This is a genomic window from Mycobacterium sp. 852002-51152_SCH6134967 (genome assembly GCF_001667105.1).
In the GTDB taxonomy this organism is placed as follows: domain Bacteria; phylum Actinomycetota; class Actinomycetes; order Mycobacteriales; family Mycobacteriaceae; genus Mycobacterium; species Mycobacterium neumannii_A.
In genome coordinates this window covers 52,245-70,763 of sequence record NZ_LZIK01000012.1, presented here as the reverse complement: position 1 = coordinate 70,763, position 18,519 = coordinate 52,245, and the positions used below count along the sequence as shown (strand labels likewise).

General features: G+C 67.6%; 17 protein-coding genes. 8 read left to right on the top strand and 9 right to left on the bottom strand.

Features of this window, described 5'->3' with window-relative positions:
- Nucleotides 1–60: 60 nt before the first annotated feature.
- Genes A5790_RS02985 through A5790_RS02965 form a run of 5 tightly spaced genes read right to left on the bottom strand, consistent with a single transcriptional unit; the run spans nt 61 to nt 4,965 of the window.
- Nucleotides 61–888, bottom strand: coding sequence for a mycofactocin-coupled SDR family oxidoreductase (locus A5790_RS02985; RefSeq protein WP_066841339.1), 828 nt, complete (start codon nt 886–888; stop codon nt 61–63).
- Entirely contained in the window at nt 885–1,649 is a 765-nt protein-coding gene (locus A5790_RS02980) for an SDR family oxidoreductase (protein WP_231987581.1), read from the bottom strand. Before A5790_RS02980 ends, A5790_RS02985 begins: the two co-directional genes overlap by 4 nt.
- A 56-nt stretch (nt 1,650–1,705) precedes the next feature.
- Nucleotides 1,706–2,380, bottom strand: a complete 675-nt coding sequence (locus tag A5790_RS02975) for an MBL fold metallo-hydrolase (RefSeq protein ID WP_066841338.1) — start codon at nt 2,378–2,380, stop codon at nt 1,706–1,708.
- A 40-nt stretch (nt 2,381–2,420) separates the two neighbouring features.
- Nucleotides 2,421–4,079 (bottom strand): DUF885 domain-containing protein, encoded by a 1,659-nt coding sequence (locus tag A5790_RS02970; protein WP_066841337.1) that lies wholly within the window; start codon nt 4,077–4,079, stop codon nt 2,421–2,423.
- The gene (locus A5790_RS02965) at nt 4,072–4,965 is read right to left on the bottom strand and encodes a neutral zinc metallopeptidase (RefSeq protein WP_066841336.1); all 894 of its coding nucleotides are present in this window, start codon (nt 4,963–4,965) and stop codon (nt 4,072–4,074) included. The genes A5790_RS02970 and A5790_RS02965 overlap by 8 nt, the downstream gene beginning before the upstream one ends.
- A gap of 31 nt (nt 4,966–4,996) precedes the next feature.
- Here A5790_RS02965 and A5790_RS02960 point away from each other — a divergent pair, with 31 nt between their 5' ends.
- Entirely contained in the window at nt 4,997–6,502 is a 1,506-nt protein-coding gene (locus A5790_RS02960; RefSeq protein ID WP_066841519.1) for a carboxylesterase/lipase family protein, read from the top strand.
- Nucleotides 6,503–6,568: 66 nt separating this feature from the next.
- Here the strand turns inward: A5790_RS02960 and A5790_RS02955 are convergent, their stop codons facing one another.
- Together A5790_RS02955 and A5790_RS02950 are read right to left on the bottom strand one after the other, a co-directional pair.
- Nucleotides 6,569–7,069, bottom strand: a complete 501-nt coding sequence (locus A5790_RS02955; RefSeq protein ID WP_066841335.1) for an SRPBCC family protein — start codon at nt 7,067–7,069, stop codon at nt 6,569–6,571.
- Nucleotides 7,070–7,105: 36 nt separating this feature from the next.
- The gene (locus A5790_RS02950; protein WP_066841334.1) at nt 7,106–7,993 is read right to left on the bottom strand and encodes an oxidoreductase; all 888 of its coding nucleotides are present in this window, start codon (nt 7,991–7,993) and stop codon (nt 7,106–7,108) included.
- 76 nt (nt 7,994–8,069) lie between these two features.
- On the opposite strand from A5790_RS02950, the gene aspS reads away from it, so the two are divergent.
- Nucleotides 8,070–9,836: an aspartate--tRNA ligase gene (aspS, locus tag A5790_RS02945; protein WP_066841333.1), complete on the top strand. Its 1,767-nt coding sequence runs from the start codon at nt 8,070–8,072 to the stop codon at nt 9,834–9,836.
- Between the two features lie 46 nt (nt 9,837–9,882).
- The gene (locus A5790_RS02940; RefSeq protein ID WP_231987580.1) at nt 9,883–10,752 is read left to right on the top strand and encodes a DUF4436 family protein; all 870 of its coding nucleotides are present in this window, start codon (nt 9,883–9,885) and stop codon (nt 10,750–10,752) included.
- Here the strand turns inward: A5790_RS02940 and A5790_RS02935 are convergent, their stop codons facing one another.
- The gene (locus A5790_RS02935) at nt 10,753–11,547 is read right to left on the bottom strand and encodes an SDR family NAD(P)-dependent oxidoreductase (RefSeq protein ID WP_066841332.1); all 795 of its coding nucleotides are present in this window, start codon (nt 11,545–11,547) and stop codon (nt 10,753–10,755) included.
- A gap of 56 nt (nt 11,548–11,603) precedes the next feature.
- On the opposite strand from A5790_RS02935, the gene A5790_RS02930 reads away from it, so the two are divergent.
- On the top strand, nt 11,604–12,026 hold the full coding sequence (locus A5790_RS02930) for a nitroreductase family deazaflavin-dependent oxidoreductase (RefSeq protein WP_066841331.1): 423 nt from the start codon (nt 11,604–11,606) through the stop codon (nt 12,024–12,026).
- A gap of 54 nt (nt 12,027–12,080) precedes the next feature.
- Here the strand turns inward: A5790_RS02930 and A5790_RS02925 are convergent, their stop codons facing one another.
- The gene (locus A5790_RS02925) at nt 12,081–13,262 is read right to left on the bottom strand and encodes a thiolase family protein (protein ID WP_066841330.1); all 1,182 of its coding nucleotides are present in this window, start codon (nt 13,260–13,262) and stop codon (nt 12,081–12,083) included.
- A gap of 93 nt (nt 13,263–13,355) precedes the next feature.
- On the opposite strand from A5790_RS02925, the gene A5790_RS02920 reads away from it, so the two are divergent.
- The 4 genes from A5790_RS02920 to A5790_RS02905 all read left to right on the top strand — a co-directional run bounded on the left by A5790_RS02920 (nt 13,356) and on the right by A5790_RS02905 (nt 18,498).
- Nucleotides 13,356–13,823, top strand: a complete 468-nt coding sequence (locus A5790_RS02920) for a helix-turn-helix domain-containing protein (protein ID WP_066841329.1) — start codon at nt 13,356–13,358, stop codon at nt 13,821–13,823.
- A gap of 64 nt (nt 13,824–13,887) precedes the next feature.
- Entirely contained in the window at nt 13,888–16,548 is a 2,661-nt protein-coding gene (locus A5790_RS02915) for a circularly permuted type 2 ATP-grasp protein (protein WP_066841328.1), read from the top strand.
- Nucleotides 16,545–17,477, top strand: coding sequence for a transglutaminase family protein (locus A5790_RS02910; protein ID WP_066841327.1), 933 nt, complete (start codon nt 16,545–16,547; stop codon nt 17,475–17,477). Before A5790_RS02915 ends, A5790_RS02910 begins: the two co-directional genes overlap by 4 nt.
- Nucleotides 17,470–18,498: a putative zinc-binding metallopeptidase gene (locus tag A5790_RS02905; protein WP_066841326.1), complete on the top strand. Its 1,029-nt coding sequence runs from the start codon at nt 17,470–17,472 to the stop codon at nt 18,496–18,498. The genes A5790_RS02910 and A5790_RS02905 overlap by 8 nt, the downstream gene beginning before the upstream one ends.
- The last annotated feature ends 21 nt before the right edge of the window (nt 18,499–18,519 follow it).

The window sequence follows — 18,519 nt, the reverse complement described above, 5'->3', positions numbered from 1 at the left end:
CTGAACTTCTGCACGAAGTTTCGGCCGGATTTGACGCATAAGCTCAGACTCGCGGCAAGCTCAAATCTTCAGATAGCCCTTGTCCGCGGGGATTTGCGCCGCGGTCAGCAGTGACGAGGCATCGCTGGCCAACCAGACCACGATGTCGGAGATCAGATCCGGGTCCGCCAGGGACTCCGTCGGCAGCGCGCCGGGGGAGAAGCTGTGGATGTAGGTCTGGTGGTCGGCGAAGACCTGCCACATCGAGGTGTCGTTGCCCATCGGGGTGTCGGTGCCGTACGGATGCACCGAGTTGACCCGGATGCCGAACTCGCCGAGTTCGACCGCCAACGAGTTGGTGAGCCCGACCACGCCGAACTTGCTGGCGCAGTAGTGACCGCACCCGGGAACGGCTTTGATGCCGGCCGCCGAACTGATCGTGATGATGGAGCCGCCGTTGCCCGCCTCGATCATCGGCGGCACGGCGGCCTTGATCGTGTTCCACACACCGGTGAGGTTGACGTCGAGGACTTCCTGCCACTGCTGTGCCGAAATCTCCCACAGCCGACCCCAATTCATCACACCGGCGTTGGCGACGACGATGTCGAGGCGGCCGAACTGTTCGATCGCGTCGGAGACCACCCGCTGCTGGCCCGCGAGGTCGCGGACATCGACGCGGTCGGCGACGATCTTGCGGCCCTCGCCTTCGACGAGGCTCACCGTCTCGGCGAGATCCTCGGGAAGCGCGGGCGGATAGCCGTTGTGCTCGGCGACCGGACCGCACGCGTCGATCGCGACGATGTCGGCCCCGGCGCGGGCCAACCGTATGCAGTGCGAACGGCCCTGTCCGCGAGCGGCGCCCGTCACGTAGGCAACTTTTCCGGCGAGGGGGGTATCGGGGTTGGTCATCGAGTTCTCCTGATCAATTGGCACCGGCGGCGAGCCAGTCGTCGAACGTCGTCGGGGCGATGCGCGCATCCTCGCCCGGCAGCAACACATTTCCCGACATCGACAACCCGAACATGCCCGACCAGGTCGGCACCAGCTTGACCTGTTTGCCCCTTTGCGGCCAGCGTCCGGCGGGCCATGTCGACGAGGTCTTGTGTCTCGGGCCCCGCGACATCCACGTACCGGCCCTGCGGTTGGCCGACGGCGACCTCGGCAAGAACCTCGGCGATGTCGTCGGGCGCGATCGGTTGCACGAGCAGCGGCGCGATGGTCGACACCCCGTCCTGCTCGAACCAACCGGCGACCATGGCCGCGAAGTCGTGAAACTGGGTGGCGGGCACGATCGTCCACGGCACCGGTCCGTCGGCGACGAGACGCTCCTGCTCCCGCTTGCCTGAGTAGTGCGGATTGCCTTCGATGTCGTGGATGCCGACGATCGAGAGCAGGACGTGATGGCCGACGCCAGTGCGTTGTTCGGCGGCGAGCAGGTTGCGTGTGGTGGTGCCGAAGTACTCGATGGTTCGGTCCCGATCGGTGGGCGGTGCGCTGATGGCGTCGACGACGGCCTGCACGCCGGTGAGCGCGACGTCCAGGCCTTCACCGGACATCAGGTCGACCCCTTGTGAGCGGCTGATGGGGACCACCTCGTGGCCGTCGCGCTCGAGCGCGGCGGCGGTGCGGGCGCCGATGTTCCCCGTCGCACCTGCGATTGCAATGCGCATGAATGCCTCCTTCGACCACGGTGACGGTACTCGTCGGGTGACTCGGATGGAGCCGGTCACGTCAACGTGGCGGCGACCTCGCGGAGCCGGTCGCCCGCGCCGGCAGCGATCGGGTCGCCGTGACCGAAACACGCCGTGTCGATGTCGAGCGCGGCAAGACGGCGGAATGATGCCACCGTGCGCGCACGGTCCTGGTTGAAGGTGCCGAGCATGAGCGTGCCGACGTTGGCGATGGTGTCGCCGGTGAGCAGCACGCCGTGGCGGGGCAGATGAATCGCGATGCTGCCCTCGGTGTGACCCGGTATCGACAGGACCTCGGCGCCGCCACCGAAATCCAGCATGTCGCCGTCGCACAGTTCCCGGGCGACAGGGACGGGCTCGGCAGCATCGGGCAATCCTGCTGCGACACGCGCGTGGATCGGCACCTCCCAGTCCTCGAACACCGGTGGGGGCAGCGCAGCTCCGTCGCGAATCGCGGCGGCATCCCCTGCGCCGGCGACAACCGGGGCGCCGGTCGATCTGTGGAGTTCGGCGGCCGAGCCGATGTGGTCGACGTGTCCGTGCGTCAGGATTATCCGATCGATTGATGGCACCGCCTCGGCGATGGCTGCGCCGGATCCCGGTGCCCCGGTGTCGATCAGCGTGACCGAGTCACCGTCGCGCCAGGCGTAGACCTGCCACCCGTTGACGACGAGCATGGTGAGGTTCGGCGTGACGGCCACGGAATCCATGCGTCCACGCTAGGGCGTACGAGCGGGCAGTGAAAGGGGCTCAGCCGGAGGCGAAATCGCGCGTCAGCGCGGACCGGAGCACGTCGAGCGGCAATCCGCCGAGGTCCAGGGCGCGGTCATGGAACTCCTTGAGCGGCACACCCCGGCCCAGCATCTCGTCGCGCAGCCGTTGCCAGATCCGCTGGCCGATCGCATACGACGGCGCCTGACCCGGCCAGCCGAGGTAGCGGTCGAGTTCGAACTGCAGGTGCTCCTCGTTCATCGCGCTGTGCGAGACCAGAAATTGCCACGCCTTGTCGACATCCCACACGGTGCCGTCGGGTGCGGTCATGGCGCAGTGCACACCGATGTCGATGACGACGCGTGCGGCCCGAAAACGTTGCGCGTCAAGCATTCCGATGTGGTCGCCGGGATCGTCGAGCCAACCGAGTTCGGCCATCAGCCGTTCGGCGTAGAGCGCCCAACCCTCCCCGTGGCCCGATACGAAACAGCCCAGTCGCCGCCACCGGTTGAGTTGGTCGGCGCGCACGACCGCACGCCCGATCTGCAGATGGTGTCCCGGAACGCCCTCGTGGAACACCGTCGTCGTCTCCTGCCACGTATGGAAGGTGTCGATGCCGTGCGGAACCGACCACCACATCCGACCGGGTCTGCTGAAGTCTTCCGACGGACCGGTGTAATAGATGCCGCCGGTGTGGGTCGGCGCGATCCGGCACTCCAGCTCGCGCAGCGGTTCGGCGATGTCGAAGTGCGTGTCGGCGAGCGCCTCGACAGCGCGGTCGGAGAGGTCTTGCATCCATGCCTGCAGTGCGTCGACGCCCTGGATGAGGTAGCGCTCCTCGGTGTCCAGGCGCCGCAGCGCGTCCGCGATCGACGTTCCGGGGTACAACTGCTTGGCGAGCTTCTCCTGTTCGGCGACAATGCTTTCCAGCCGCTGAAGGCCCCACTCGTATGTCTCCTCGAAATCGACCTCGGCGCCGAGAAAGGAACGTGAGCACAACCGGTAGGCATCGCGGCCGACCGCATCCTCGACGCGCGCATGTGGTGCGATCTCGTCTCCGAGAATCCTGCCGAGTTCGCGGTAGGCGTTCGCCGCATGGGCGGCGTTCTGTTGCAGTTCGTCGTGCAGCGTTGCGTTGTCGGGGACCGCGGCCGCGACCATGTCCACCAACAGGTGCTGGATGCTTGCGGACTGCTCGATGCCGCGCGCGACCTGGCGCACCGCGGGGGGATGGCCGGTGGTGACCGCGGTCCGCAGCGCGTCGGCATATCCGGCGACACGGTCGGGCACCTGCGAGAGTCGGCGCGCGATCACCGCCCAGTCGTCGTTGGTTTCGGTCGGCATGAGGTCGAACACGTCGCGCATCGACTGCAGCGGGGAGGCGATCACGTTGAGTTCGCCCATATCGAGCCCGGCGTCGTTGATGTCGATCACGATGCCGAGGCGCTCGCGCATCGCCGCCACCGTCACCTCGTCGACGGCGTCCTCGGCGGTGACGTTGTCGAGCTCCCGCAGTGTGTGGCGCGCGGCGTCGGCACGTGCGGCGACACCGTCGGGGGAGTAGTCGGTGATCTCCTCGTCGTAGTTGCGGTCGTGGCCGGTGATCCCCATTTCGGTTGCCGCACAAGGGTCGAGCGCGGCGAGGGTGTCCAGATAGCGTTCGGCGACGGCGTCGACGGCCGTGGGTGTCCTACCCAAGGTCGTTCGTGGAGAACGTGTCACAGGCCTTCGGATCACCGGTGCGGTAGCCCTCGGTGAACCACTTCTGCCTCTGCGCGGCCGATCCGTGCGTCCACGCCTCCGGGTTGACCCGGCCCGTGGTCTGCTTCTGGATGCGGTCATCGCCCACCGCGGCCGCGGCCGACAGCGCGTCGGCGATGTCCTTGTCGGTCAACGGCTGTAGGAACGTGACATCGGTGCCTTCCTGCTTGGTGATGGCGGCGTAGTGCGCCCACACCCCCGCGTAGCAGTCGGCCTGCAGTTCGGTGCGGACGCCGCCGCCGGTGGGGCCCGCGGCGCCGGGACCCTGCGACTGCCGAAGCGCGCCGGTGAGGTTCTGAACATGGTGACCGTACTCGTGTGCGACCACGTACTCCTGCGCCAACGGGCCGCCGCTGGAACCGAATTGGTCGCGCAGCACGTCGAAGAACTCGACGTCGAAATAAGCGGTCTGATCCGCCGGGCAGTAGAAGGGGCCGACCTCGCTGGTCGCCGGGCCGCAGGCTGTGTTGACGCTGTTTCTGAAGAGATGAACGCCGGGCCGCGTGTAGTCCGGCATCAGCTGTGGCCAGATCGCGTCGAGCGAGTTGCCGGTGGCGAGCACCCGGCACTGGGGGATCGCGTTAGCGTCCGCACCGGTCTTGCACTGGCTGAGGTCGAAACCTGGCGACTCGACGCCCTGGCTGTCGTACTGACCCTGCTGAGGCACCACCGTGCTGGGGTCGACGCCGAGGAACAGCGCCACCACGAGGATGAGCAGGCCGCCGACGCCACCGCCGACCGCGATGCCCCGCCCGGGCCCGCCACCGCCACCGCTGGACGAGGCGGTGCTGGTGTCGATTCGCATGCCTTCGTTGAAGGTCATGACGTTCAGCTTTGCACACTACGATTCGGTCGTGGCCACCGTTGTCGGACATTCGGTCATCGTGCACACCGACCTCGGTGATCTCCGCGGCACTAGCGAGGGCGGCGTCGGGGTCTGGCGAGGCGTGCCGTATGCCGAGCAGCCCGTGGGCGAGCGCCGGTTCCTTGGTCCCGAGGCGAAGCGACCGTGGGCAGGGGTGCGAGACGCGATCGAGCACGGGCCGCTGCCCCCGCAGGGCAAGTCGTTCGTCGGCGGCGGGCGCGACGATCCGAAAGTGCGTGACGAAGCCTGCCTGACCTTGACGGTGTGGTCGCCCGACACCAGTGCGTCGCTTCCGGTGATGGTGTGGATCCCCGGCGGCGCGTTCGTGTTCGGTGCCGGACAGTTCCAGCTGTACAACGGCTCGCGGTTGGCCGCCAACGGCGACGTGGTCGTCGTCAACATCACCTATCGCATCGGCGTCTTCGGTGGCTTCGAACTCGGCGACCTCGGCGACGGGTTCGACGACAACCTTGCCCTGCGGGACCAGATCGCCGCACTGCGGTGGGTCCGCGACCACATCGCGGCCTTCGGCGGTGATCCGTCCCGCGTGACGGTGTTCGGTGAGTCCGCGGGCGGCACATCGGTGCTCGCGCTGATCGCCAGCCCCGCCGCCGATGGTCTTTTCAGCCGCGCGATCGCCCAGAGCCCGGCGCTGCCGCTGATCGCCGATCGCGAGCTGCGCGCCGAGCAGGCACACGAGTTCGTGCGCCGACTCGGCGTGCCGGTCTCGGAGATCAAGGGCTTACCGCAACGCGAGCTGCGCAGAGCGGCGGGCAGGCTGCAACTCGAAAGCGCCGCGCGCACGCCGACGTTGGCCTACGGCTTGACCCACGGCGTCGAGCTGCTGCCGCGTCACCCTGTGGACGCCGCGCGCGCCGGAACCCTGCGGCGGGTGCCACTGATCATCGGAACCAACAGCCACGAAGCGTCGATGTTCGCCTGGACCAAACCGCCGATGCTGCCGACCACCCAGGCGTCCGTGGAGGCCTACTTCGCCCGCGTCGCGCCCGACGCCAAACAGCGGGTGCTGGCCGCGTACCCGCACTTTCCGCGCCGAAGGGAGTTGCTGGCGTTCGCCTCCGACGTGATGTTCGGCGGTCCGGCGTGGGCGTTCGCCGATGCCTACAGCGCACACGCCCCGACCCACATGTACCGCTTCGACCACTTCGGCTTCAGCCTGCGCATGCTCGGCCTCGGCGCGACCCACGGCAGCGAGATCGTGCACATCCAGCACAGCTACGCGTCATATCTCGGACGCAAGATCCACCCGCTGGGGCGGCGGCTGCAGCCTGCGGTCGGCAGGCGCATGCAGCGGGCGTGGCTCGACTTCGCTTCTCAGGGGTGGGACACCGGCGAGATCCACTGGTCGAACGGACACGACTGGCCCGTCTACGACACCCAACGGCGCTGCACCCGGATCATCATGAGTGCGCGCGACACGGTGGTCTCCGATCCCGACGCCGAGCGCCGCGAAGCCTGGGCGGGCCTGTATTAACCGCGAAATGGAATTCCAGCAGCGAAAATGCGAGTAGACGCCTGCGGGAATGCAATTTCGCGAACTTCAGACCCCGAAGCGCTTCGCGGAGTAGTCGCGCAGGTTGTAGAGAAACTTCTGGAACAGCCAGCCCATCACCGGCCCGCCGAACGTCATTCCGATCCGGGCGGCGGCGCCGTTGGGCTTCATCGCCATCACCCACGTCAGGTGGCAGCCCTGCGGCGTCCGAACCACCCGGTAGTCCTCGGCGAACGCGCCGATACTTCCGGTCGAGGCCTCGTTGAACCGAAACGCCATGTGGCTGTATGGCTCCCAGGCCAGGAACTCCTCGTCGCCGACGATGCCGCCGCGCATCTTCACCGTTCGGGTGGTGCCGACGCCGCGTGGTTCGGGGCTGGTCCACGTCACCTCGGTGATCACGGTGGCCCAGTGCGGCCACGACTCCGCATCGGCGAGCACGTCGAAGAGCTGCTCGGGCGTGATCGCGAGGTCGACGGTGCTGACGAACCGAAACGGCGCGTTCTCGACGAAGTCCAGGTCGACGCGTTCACACTGCTGCATGGGCATACACAGTAAAGGACGCTGTCTAGTCAGAGCCCAAGCCTAGCCAGGCCCGTCGCTGGCCGCGGCCAGCAGCGGCACCAGCACGTCGCTGATCGGCGTGCTCAGCCCGTGCTCGGCGGCCTTGCGGGCGATCACCCCGTTGCGGATGTCCCACTCCAGCTCCCGGCCGGCCTCGCGGTCGGTCAGCATCGAGGTGGTGATGTCCTCCGGCGACTTGGCGAGCAGGCCGACGATGTCGTCGATCACCTCTTCGCTCAGCTGTGCGCCCTCTGCCCGCGCCACCGCGAGGCATTCGGCCAGATAGCGACGCGCCAGGCCGTCGACGTCGTCGCGGCGGAACATGCCCGAGCGGCGCCCACTGAGCACCATGAACCCCACGACCGCATTGACCAGAAGCTTGTGCCACGCCGCGCTGAGGAAGTTCGGGTCGATGTCGACCGTGACGGCGCTGTCGGCGAACAGTGCCGCCAGTGTCCGCGCCCCGTCGGTGTCGGGCAGCACGAGGCGGGCCCCGGTGCGCAACCGGACATAACCCTGCTCCGTCGGCTCCGCCGAAACCCAGACGGCCGCAGGCACAACCGTCGATGAAGGGCAGTAGCGCCCGACGCGCTCGACCTGTTCGACACCGTTCTGCAGCGCACACACCACGGTGCGCTCGTCGCACAACTTCGCCAGCCACCCGGCCGACTGCTCGTTCTGGGTGTCCTTGACCGCCAGCAGCACGACATCGGCCGGTTCGGAGATGTCGGCCGGGTCGGTCAGCACCGGGCCGGGCACCACAATCGGCTCGCCGTCGTCGGACCTGACCTCGATCGCGTCGCGCGGCGTGCGCCCGCACAGCATCACCGGGTGGCCGGCCGCGTGCAGCAGAGCCGCGACCGTCGATCCGATCGCCCCGGGTCCGACGAGCGCGACGCGACTGGGCATGAACGCCAAACTACCGGCGGATCCGACCCCTCTACACTTGTGCAGTTGTCTTGTCAGGCGAATTCCAGGAGTTTCAGTGCTGCGCAGTCATGCCGCCGGATCGTTGCGGCCCGCCGACGCCGGTCAGAAGGTGACGTTGGCCGGGTGGGTGGCGCGTCGGCGCGACCACGGCGGCGTCATCTTCATCGATCTGCGCGACGCGTCCGGGGTGTCGCAGGTCGTGTTCCGTGAGGCCGGCGTCCTCGAGGCGGCGCACCGGCTGCGCGCCGAGTTCTGCATCGCGATCGACGGTGTGGTCGAGATCCGCCCCGAAGGCAACGCCAACCCCGAGATCGCCACCGGTGAGATCGAGGTCAACGCGACGTCGCTGACCGTGCTCGGGGAGAGCGCGCCGCTGCCGTTCCAGCTCGACGAGCAGGCCGGCGAGGAGGCGCGCCTGAAGTACCGCTACCTCGACCTGCGGCGCGACGGCCCCGGCCACGCGATCCGGCTGCGGTCCAAGGTGAACGCCGCCGCCCGCGAAGTGCTGGAACGGCATGACTTCGTCGAGATCGAGACCCCGACGATGACGCGCTCGACCCCCGAGGGTGCGCGCGACTTCCTGGTGCCCGCACGGCTGCAGCCCGGGTCGTTCTACGCGTTGCCGCAGAGCCCGCAGCTGTTCAAGCAGCTGCTGATGGTCGCGGGCATGGAGCGCTACTACCAGATCGCGCGCTGCTACCGCGACGAGGACTTCCGCGCCGACCGCCAGCCCGAGTTCACCCAGCTCGACCTCGAGATGAGCTTCGTCGACTCCGAGGACGTGATCGCGGTCTCCGAGGAGATCGTCGCGGCGCTGTGGCGGTTGATCGGCTACGACGTACCCCTGCCGCTGCCGCGGATCACCTACGCCGACGCGATGCGCCGCTTCGGTTCGGACAAGCCCGATCTGAGGTTCGGACTCGAACTCGTCGAGTGCGGCGACTATTTCAAGGACACCCCGTTCCGGGTGTTCCAGGCGCCGTACGTGGGCGCCGTCGTCATGCCCGGCGGCGCTTCTCAGCCTCGCCGCACGCTCGACGCCTGGCAGGACTTCGCCAAGCAGCGCGGGCACAAGGGGCTTGCGTATGTGCTCGTCGGCGAGGACGGCACATTGGGCGGCCCGGTGGCCAAGAACCTCTCCGACGTCGAGCGCGACGGCCTCGCCGCGCACGTCGGCGCATCCCCGGGTGACTGCGTGTTCTTCTCGGCGGGCCCGGCGAAGAGTTCGCGCGCGCTGCTCGGCGCGGTGCGCATCGAGATCGCCAAACGGCTCGAATTGATCGACCCGAACGCCTGGGCGTTCACCTGGGTGGTGGACCCGCCGCTGTTCGAGCCCGCCGACGAGGCGACCGCGCACGGTGACATCGCGGTCGGATCCGGCGCGTGGACCGCGGTGCACCACGCGTTCACCGCGCCCAAGCCGGAGTTCGAGGACCGCATCGACACCGATCCCGGCAGCGTGCTGGCCGACGCCTACGACGTGGTGTGCAACGGCAACGAGATCGGCGGCGGCTCGATCCGTATCCACCGTCGCGACATCCAGGAGCGGGTGTTCGCGGTGATGGGTATCGACAAGGCCGAAGCCGAGGAGAAGTTCGGATTCCTGTTGGAGGCGTTCACTTTTGGCGCGCCGCCACACGGCGGTCTGGCGTTCGGATGGGATCGCACCACCGCCCTGCTGGCCGGTGCGGACTCGATCCGCGAAGTGATCGCGTTCCCGAAGTCCGGTGGCGGTGTCGACCCGTTGACCGGCGCGCCCGCGCCGATCACCCCGCAGCAGCGCAAGGAATCCGGGATCGACGCCAAGCCGAGGACCGACTGATCCCAATCCGCGTCGGGTTCGGCGCGACTGAGGCTACGATCCGCGCGTGACAGGTGCGGCGCCATCAGGCACGCCCAAACGGCGACGGGTCACCGTCGTGACGACGGTCGTGGCGGTGATGGCTGTCTACGTCGGATCCCTCCTCGGATATGCGTTGTTGGAGCCGCGGCCTCGCAACTTCGAATTCTCGGAGCCGTCGGTCACCGGTGAATCCGTCGTCATCATCCGCTTGCGGCAGATGGACGCGATCCAGAACCGCCTGGCGGTCGACGTTCTCATACACCCGGGCCCCAACCTGCAGCAGTACGAGCCCGCCGATTTCACCGTCCGGTTGAGTTCATGGACCGCTTCCGGCGAGTTGATCTATGTGCACGGCGACCTGTCTGTCAGTGAATCGGCCACCCACCTCGTCGCGGTCGGCGACCCCGACGACTGGCCGTTCGACAAGTTCACCACCGACACCATCGGCGTGGAGGCCTTCGCGGGCTACGGTGCCGAACAACGCCGCATCCCGGCGGGAATCGTCGCGGCGGGGCAGATCAACGGATGGGACTTTCGTGTCCAGAACGGCACGGTCGATTCGGCGCCGGACCCGATCCCGACCGTACGTTTCACCATGGAGCGCACCAGGGGAGCGCTCGCGTTCGACCTCGGGGTGTTGCTGGTGCTGCTGGCACTGCCTGCGGCGGCGTTGTTCGTGGCGATCGAGACGGTGCTGGGCCGCCGAAAGTTCCTGCCTCCGTTGACGACCTGGTTCGCGGCGATGCTGTTCGCGGTGGTGCCGCTTCGCAACCTGTTGCCCGGCGCGCCGCCGGCGGGCGCCTGGATCGATCTGGCGGTGGTGCTGTGGGTGCTGATCGCGTTGGCGGCGGCGATGGTGCTGTACGTCGTCGCGTGGTGGCGACAGCGGGACTGATCAGCGCGGCCAGTCGCAGCCGGTGTGTTCGGCCGACGCGTCCCACAGTCGGCGGGCCGTCGCCGGATCGACGGCCTTGCGTCGCAACCGGGTGACCTTGGGCCTGCCGAGCTGATTGAACCGCGGCGCCAGATAGGTCCCGCTGGGCAGGTCGGTCGTCACCGCCTGCAAGATGGCCCGGGCACCCTGGGCGGGGGTGTGCATCAGGCGCCGAATCCGTTGATGCTCGCCCATTCCGAGCGATCGTGTGATGTCGGTGTCGGTGGCGCCCGGGTCGGCGGCATACGCGCGCACACCTCGGTTCGCCAACTCGGCGACGAACAGCAGGTTGGCTAATTTGGACTCGCCGTAGGCGCTCCACTTCGAGTACTTGCGGCGCTGCCAGTTCAGGTCGTCGAGATGCAAAGTGGCGAACAGATAGGTCGCGCTCGCCACCGAGATCACCCGGTCGGTGATCCGGTCGGCCAGCAGCGACGTCAACGCGAAGTGGCCGAGATGGTTGATGCCGATGTGGGATTCGAAACCGTCGGCCGTGCGCGTCAGCGGCATGCCCATCACGCCGGCGTTGTTCACCAGCACGTCAACGGATTCGACGGAGTCGGCGAACGCGCGCACGCTGGCCAGGTCGGCGAGATCGAGGGCGGCCACGTCGACGTCACCGGTGATCTCGGCCGCCGCGCGGCGCCCCTTGTCGACATCGCGACAGGCAATCAGCACGCTATGGCCGTCGGCCGCGAGAGCCGCCGCCGTGGCCTTGCCGACACCGCTGTTACCGCCCGTCACTATCACCCGCATGGTCGTCGATTATGCGGATGCGGAATACCGGGCGTCCGCCGGGACTTGGAGAGGGAATGACCGAGATCTCCAACATCAAGGACTTCAACGCAAGCATCGTCGATGAGTTCCGCGCCAACGGCGGCAAGGTCGGCGGGCCGTTCGAGGGCGGAAACCTCCTGCTGCTGCACACCACCGGCGCGAAGTCAGGTCAACGGCGGGTGTCGCCGCTGGCGTACTTGCGACACGAGGACAGGATCTACGTCGTCGGCTCCTACGCCGGCTCCGACAAAGATCCAGCGTGGGTGCACAACCTCCGGGCGAATCCGAAGGTCAACGTCGAGGTCGGGACCACCGACTACGACGCCACCGCTCGGGAGCTGCCGCACCAGGAGCGCGACGAGCTCTACCCGAAGCTCGTCGAGTATGCGCCGGTGTTCGCCGAGTACCAAGCGAAGACGAGTCGGGTCATCCCGGTCTTCGAGCTCGCCAGGGCGTGACTTCGGTGTAGTTGGGCGCGGTCAGCGCGACCAACTACACCGAAGTCGTTCGGTTCAGAGGCGTTCGATGATCGTGGCGTTGGCCATCCCGCCGCCCTCACACATCGTCTGCAACGCATACCGTCCGCCGCGCTGCTCCAACGCGTTCACGAGAGTCGTCATGATGCGCGCGCCGCTGGCACCCAGGGGGTGACCGATCGCGATCGCGCCGCCGTTGACGTTCGTCTTGGCGAGATCGGCTCCGGTGTCGTGTGCCCACGCCAGGACGACGGGCGCGAACGCCTCGTTGACCTCGAATAGGTCGATGTCGGCGAGGGTGAGGCCGGCGCGCTGCAGCACCTTCTCCGTCGCTGGGATGACACCGGTCAGCATGTAGAGCGGGTCAGAGCCGACGACGGTCATCGAGTGGATCCGGGCCAGCGGCTGCAAACCTAAATTCGCGGCCACCTCGCTGGTCGTGATCAACACCGCGGCGCTGCCATCGGACAGTGGCGACGAGTTGCCCGGGGTGATCTCCCAGCCGATCTGCGGGAACCGCTGCTCGTAGGCCGGGTTGTAGAACGCCGGCTTCAGCGCGGCCAGCGTATCGACGGTCGTACCCGGCCGGATGATCTCATCGGTGGTCAGACCGGCGATCGGGATCAGTTCGTTGTCGAAGCGGCCCTCTTTGGTCGCGGTCGCGGCCTTCTCATGGCTGCCCGCCGAGAACTCGTCGAGCTGCTGACGCGACAGACCCCACTTCGCGGCGATCAACTCAGCGCTGATGCCCTGCGGCACAAGCCCTTCGGGGTAGCGCTGCGCCATGGCGCCGAACGGGTCACTGCCGGGTAGCACGCTCGAACCCATCGGAGCCCGCGACATCGATTCCACCCCGGCGGCGACGACGATGTCGTAGGCGCCCGAGATGACGCCCTGGGCGGCGAAGTGGATGGCCTGCTGGCTGCTGCCGCACTGCCGGTCGACCGTCGTACCCGGTACCGATTCGGGGAATCCCGCGCCGAGTAGCGCGTTGCGCGCGATGTTGACCGCCTGGTCGCCGACCTGGGTGACCGCCCCGGCGATGACATCGTCGATCTGTACCGGGTCGATGCCTGTCCTGGCCACCAGTTCCTTCAGACTGTGTGCGAGCAGGTCCACGGGCAGCACGTCGTGCAGCGCCCCGTTTTGCTTGCCTTTGCCGATCGGTGTGCGAACCGCTCCGACGATGACGGCGTCCCGACCTGAGAATCCGGACATTGCTGCCTCCTACCTCCACGCTGAGTGAACTTGTCTATACCCAGCTATACCAGCTAGGTATAGGTAGAACAACTCAGGGGTAGGGTGAATTCCATGACAGTTCTGCAGGGGAGGCTGGCCGACCGGGACGCCTGGTCGGCGGTCGGGGAGTGCCCGATCGAGAAGACGATGGCGGTGCTGGGCACCAAGTCGGCGATGCTCATCATGCGCGAGGCCTATTACGGCACCACCCGCTTCGACGACTTCTGGCGCCGGGTCGGCATCACCAAAGCCGCCGCGGCGGCCCGGCTTTCGGACCTGGTCGAGGCCGGCCTGCTGCAGCGGCAGCCCTATCAGGAGCCGGGCCAGCGCAGCCGCGACGAGTACGTCCTCACTGACGCCGGCCGGGAGTTCATGCCGGTGGTCTGGGCGATGTTCGAGTGGGGCCGGCGCCATCTGCCCAACCGCACGCTGTTGCGCCTTGCGCACCGGGGGTGTGGCGCCGAGGCCACCGTCGAAATTCGGTGCGCCGACGGTCACCGCGTACCGCCGGAGGAACTGGCGGTGCGGCTGAAGCGATGAGCATCGATCGCCGGCACAGCGCACTGCGCCGCATCCCGGGCTGACCGGTTACCGTTCTGCACTGATGGCACTACCGGCACCGAACGTCCCTGACGACCTGCTGGGCAGGTACCGCACCGCACGCATTCAGCAGGCGCTGTTCGACGTGCGACCGGGCGCAGGCAGCGGCTACGACGAGTTCGTCGATGCCGCAGGCGAAGTCCGCCCGGGGTGGCAGGACCTGGCCGACTGCGTCGCCGAGCGCGGCCGCCCCGGTCTGGCGCAGCTGCGTGAGGTGGTGCGCAGCCTGGGCGACAACGACGGCATCACCTATGTTCGGGTCGACGGGCGCGGTTCGGTGGTCGGTCAAACCGGCCCGAACGGTCACGAGCCCACCGAACCCGGGCCATGGCAGCTCGACGCGCTGCCCCTTGTGGTCTCGGCCGACGAGTGGAACGTGCTGGAATCCGGTCTGTTGCAGCGCTCCAGACTTCTCGACGCGGTCCTTACCGACCTGTATGGGCCTCAGCTGTCGATCACCAGCGGCGTGCTGCCGGCCCAGCTTCTCTTCGCCCATCCTGGCTACGTGCGGGCCGCGCGAGGCATCGACGTCCCCGGCCGCCACCAACTGTTCCTGCACGGCTGCGACGTCAGCCGCGTTGCCGACGGCGACTTCCTCGTCAACGCCGACTGGACACAGGCACCCTCGGGGGCGGGTTACGCGCTGGCGGACCGGCGCGTCGTCGCGCATGCGGTTCCCGACCTCTACGAAAGGATCGGCCCGCGACCAGCGTCCCCGTGGGCCCAGGCGCTGCGACTGGCGCTCATCGACGCCGCTCCCGAGTCGGCCGAAGAACCCACTGTGGTGGTACTCAGCCCGGGCATCCACTCCGAGACCGCCTTCGACCAGGCGTACCTGGCAAGCGTGCTGGGCTTTCCGCTGGTGGAGAGCGACGACCTGGTCGTGCGTGACGGCAAGCTGTGGATGCGCTCGATGGGAACGCTCAAGCGCGTCGACGTCGTGCTGCGCCGGGTGGACGCGGACTTCGTCGATCCGCTGGATCTGCGTTCGGACTCACGAATCGGTGTCGTCGGTCTCGTCGAGGCGCTGCGCCGTGGCACGGTAGCGGTCGTCAACACGTTGGGCAGCGGTGTCCTCGAAAGCCCCGGGCTGCAACGGTTTCTGCCCGAACTCTCGCAACAGTTGCTCGGCGAGGCACCGATGCTCGACACCGCGCCGATGTACTGGGGCGGCATCAGCACCGAACGCTCGCATCTTCTCGCCCACCTGTCGTCGCTGTTGATCAGACCGGTGACCGGCGGCCGTGGGATCGTCGGCCCCGCCCTGTCGGCCGATCAGCGCCGGCAGCTCACCGAGTGCATCGAAGCCACACCGTGGCAGTGGGTCGGCCAGGAGCTGCCCCAGTTCTCCTCTGCGCCAAGCCTTGTCGTATCCGGCAGCTTGTCGGCGACGAATGTCGGCATGCGCCTGTTCACCGTCGCTCAGCGCGGCGGCTATGCGCCCATGATCGGCGGCCTCGGCTATGTCCTGGCGCCGGGCGATGCGGCGTACACACTGAACACCGTTGCCGCCAAAGATGTCTGGGTTCGGGCACCGGAGCGGGTCACCGTGGAGCGGGTGCCGCCGGTCGAATTGCCCGCGGTCCGGCCGAGCCCGACGCGCGCGGTGAGCTCGCCGCGTGTACTGGCCGACATGTTCTGGGTGGGACGCTACGCCGAACGCGCCGAGCACATGGCGCGCCTGCTCACGGTGACCAGGGAGCGCTACCACGAATTTCATTACCGCCGAGACATGGACGCCAGCGAATGCGTGCCGGTGTTGCTGGCCGCGCTGGGCAGCCAAACCGGTACCGACACCGGCGCCGGCGGCGACGACGCGGAGATGGTCGCCACCGCACAGTCCACCCTGTGGTCGTTGACCGCGGACCGGTACCGCCCGGGATCGCTGGCCCAGTCCGTCGAACGCCTCGGCCTGCTCACCCGTTCGGTGCGCGACCAGATGTCCAACGACACCTGGATGGTGCTGGCCGCTGTGGAACGGGCGCTGCTTCATCCACCCGCGTCATCGGCCGGCCGTCCCGCCAACGAGCCGCCCGATTCGCAGGCCGAGGGCGAGGCGTTCCTCACCGCGACGGCCAGCCTGACCCTCGCGGGCATGCTGGCGCTGTCCGGTGTGGCGGCGGAATCGATGATCCGCGATGTGAGCTGGACGATGATGGACATCGGCAAGCGCATCGAACGCGGCCTGAACCTCACCGCGCTGCTGAGCGCGACGCTCACGACCGCCCGTAGCCCAGGTGCCGAGCAGACCATCACCGAATCGACTCTGGTGGTGTGCGAGTCGTCGGTCATCTACCGGCGCCGGATGCTCGGAAAGGTCAGCATGTCCGCGGTCGCCGACCTGGTGCTGTTCGACGCCGACAACCCGCGCTCGCTGGTCTACCAGCTGGAACGGCTGCGCGCGGGCCTCAAGGCGTTGCCCGGGTCGTCGGGTTCGTCGCGGCCCGAGCGGATGGTCGACGAGATCGCCACGCGGCTACGGCGACTCGACCCCGATGGTCTCGAGGAGATCGTGGACGGCAGGCGGGTCGAGTTGGCCGAGCTGCTCGACGGAATGCACGCGGATCTCCGTGAACTGGCGACCGTGATCACCGCGACCCATCTGTCGCTGCCTGGGGGCATGCAACACCTGTGGGGTCCGGACGAGCGGAGGCTGATGCCGTGAACGCGTACCCGGACGGCCCGACTTCGTCTGCGGCCAGCCGCACCTACCGCATAACGCACCGCACCGTGTACCGCTACGCCGCCGATGTCACCAGTTCCTACGGCCGTGGCTTCCTCACCCCGCGGGACACCGAGCGTCAGCGATGCCTGTCGCACCAGCTCGAGATCGATCCGCCGGCCGCGGACAGTTCCACCAGCCGCGACGTCTACGGCAACATCAGCTCGTATTTTCACGTAGCCGAACGCCACCGGACGCTGGCGGTGACCAGCCGGTCGGTGGTCGAAGTCGACCCACCGCCGCCCACGCTGTACGGGGCCGGTTCGGCGTTGGCGCCGTGGGAGATCGCCCGCCCGGTCGGCGTCGACGCCGCGTTGGCAACCGAGTTCACCCTCGACCTGCAGCCGCCGGAGATCACACCGGCCCTACGCGATTACGCGGCAGCCAGTTTCGAGCCGGAACGACCGTTGATCGACGCGCTGGGGGACCTGACGCACCGCATCTACTCCGATTTCACCTACCGCTCGGGATCGACGACGGTGTCCACTCAGGTCAGCGAGGTTTTGGCGGCACGCGAAGGGGTATGTCAGGACTTCGCACGGCTGGCCATCGCCTGCCTGCGCGCCAACGGGTTGGCCGCCAGTTATGTGTCAGGTTATCTGGCGACCGATCCGCCGCCCGGGAAGGAACGGATGATCGGTATCGACGCGACCCACGCGTGGGCCGCCGTGTGGACACCGCAGAACCAGTGGTTGGGCCTCGATCCCACCAACGACCAGATGGTCGACGAGCGCTACATCACCGTCGGGTACGGCCGCGATTACGCCGATGTCCCGCCGTTGCGCGGCATCATCTACACCGAGTCGCAGAGCAGCGAGATCGACGTCTCCGTCGACGTCGAACCGTTCGAGGGAGGAGTGTTGCATGCGTGACTTCCTGTGCCCCAACTGCGGACAGCGCCTCGCGTTCGAGAACTCACTGTGCCTGTCGTGCGGTCGGCCGCTGGGGTTCTCGCTCGACGACATGGCGTTGTTGGTCATCGCCACCGGCGACGAGCAGAACCACGCCGGCTTCGTCGACGGCGAGAAGTACCAGCTGTGCGCGAATATGCATCTGGCGGAATGCAACTGGCTGGTGGAGAAAGCTCCGGTCCACAAGCTGTGTGACGCATGCACCCTCACCCGCACCCGGCCGCAGGACTCCGACACCAAGGCGCTCGCGGCGTTCGCCGACGCCGAGCGCGCCAAGCGGCGGTTGTTGGCCGAACTGCACGAACTCAAGCTGCCGATCATCGGCCGTGACGAGGATCCCGACTACGGCCTGGCCTTCGACTTGTTGTCGAGCGAACATCAAAAGGTGTTCACCGGACACCAAAACGGTGTCATCACTTTGGATCTCGCCGAGGGCGACGACGTGCACCGCGAGCAGTTGCGCAAGGCGATGGACGAGCCGTACCGCACGCTGCTCGGCCACTTCCGCCACGAAGTCGGGCACTATTACTACTACCGCCTGGTCAGCGTGTCACCCGATTACGACGCCCGGTTCCGCGAGTTGTTCGGTGACCCCGACGCCGATTACCAGGCCGCTCTGGACCGTCATTACAACGACGGTCCGCCCGACAACTGGCAGAAGAGCTACGTCTCCTCCTACGCCACCATGCACCCGGCCGAGGACTGGGCGGAGACGTTCGCGCACTATCTGCACATCCGCGACACTCTCGACACCGCCGCCGCGTTCGGGGTGGCGCCTGCGGCGGCGACGTTCGAACGAAAGGTCCTGGGGCCGAGCAGCTTCGACGCCATCATCGAGATGTGGCTCCCGCTGTCGTGGGCGCTGAACATGCTCAACCGCTCGATGGGCAAGGAAGATCTCTACCCGTTCGTGCTGCCCGGCCCGGTGCTCGAGAAGATGCGGTTCATTCACACCGTCGTCGACGAGATCACCCAACCCTGAACTAGCGCTCCCCACACATCT

Bases quoted from the DNA above. Each gene is read 5' to 3' on its own strand.
- A5790_RS02985 (WP_066841339.1), bottom strand. From the start codon at position 888: ATGACCAACCCCGATACCCCCCTCGCCGGAAAAGTTGCCTACGTGACG.
- A5790_RS02980 (WP_231987581.1), bottom strand. From the start codon at position 1,649: ATGCGCATTGCAATCGCAGGTGCGACGGGGAACATCGGCGCCCGCACC.
- A5790_RS02975 (WP_066841338.1), bottom strand. From the start codon at position 2,380: ATGGATTCCGTGGCCGTCACGCCGAACCTCACCATGCTCGTCGTCAAC.
- A5790_RS02965 (WP_066841336.1), bottom strand. From the start codon at position 4,965: ATGACCTTCAACGAAGGCATGCGAATCGACACCAGCACCGCCTCGTCC.
- A5790_RS02955 (WP_066841335.1), bottom strand. From the start codon at position 7,069: ATGCCCATGCAGCAGTGTGAACGCGTCGACCTGGACTTCGTCGAGAAC.
- A5790_RS02950 (WP_066841334.1), bottom strand. From the start codon at position 7,993: ATGCCCAGTCGCGTCGCGCTCGTCGGACCCGGGGCGATCGGATCGACG.
- A5790_RS02935 (WP_066841332.1), bottom strand. From the start codon at position 11,547: ATGCGGGTGATAGTGACGGGCGGTAACAGCGGTGTCGGCAAGGCCACG.
- A5790_RS02930 (WP_066841331.1), top strand. From the start codon at position 11,604: ATGACCGAGATCTCCAACATCAAGGACTTCAACGCAAGCATCGTCGAT.
- A5790_RS02925 (WP_066841330.1), bottom strand. From the start codon at position 13,262: ATGTCCGGATTCTCAGGTCGGGACGCCGTCATCGTCGGAGCGGTTCGC.
- A5790_RS02920 (WP_066841329.1), top strand. From the start codon at position 13,356: ATGACAGTTCTGCAGGGGAGGCTGGCCGACCGGGACGCCTGGTCGGCG.
- A5790_RS02915 (WP_066841328.1), top strand. From the start codon at position 13,888: ATGGCACTACCGGCACCGAACGTCCCTGACGACCTGCTGGGCAGGTAC.
- A5790_RS02905 (WP_066841326.1), top strand. From the start codon at position 17,470: ATGCGTGACTTCCTGTGCCCCAACTGCGGACAGCGCCTCGCGTTCGAG.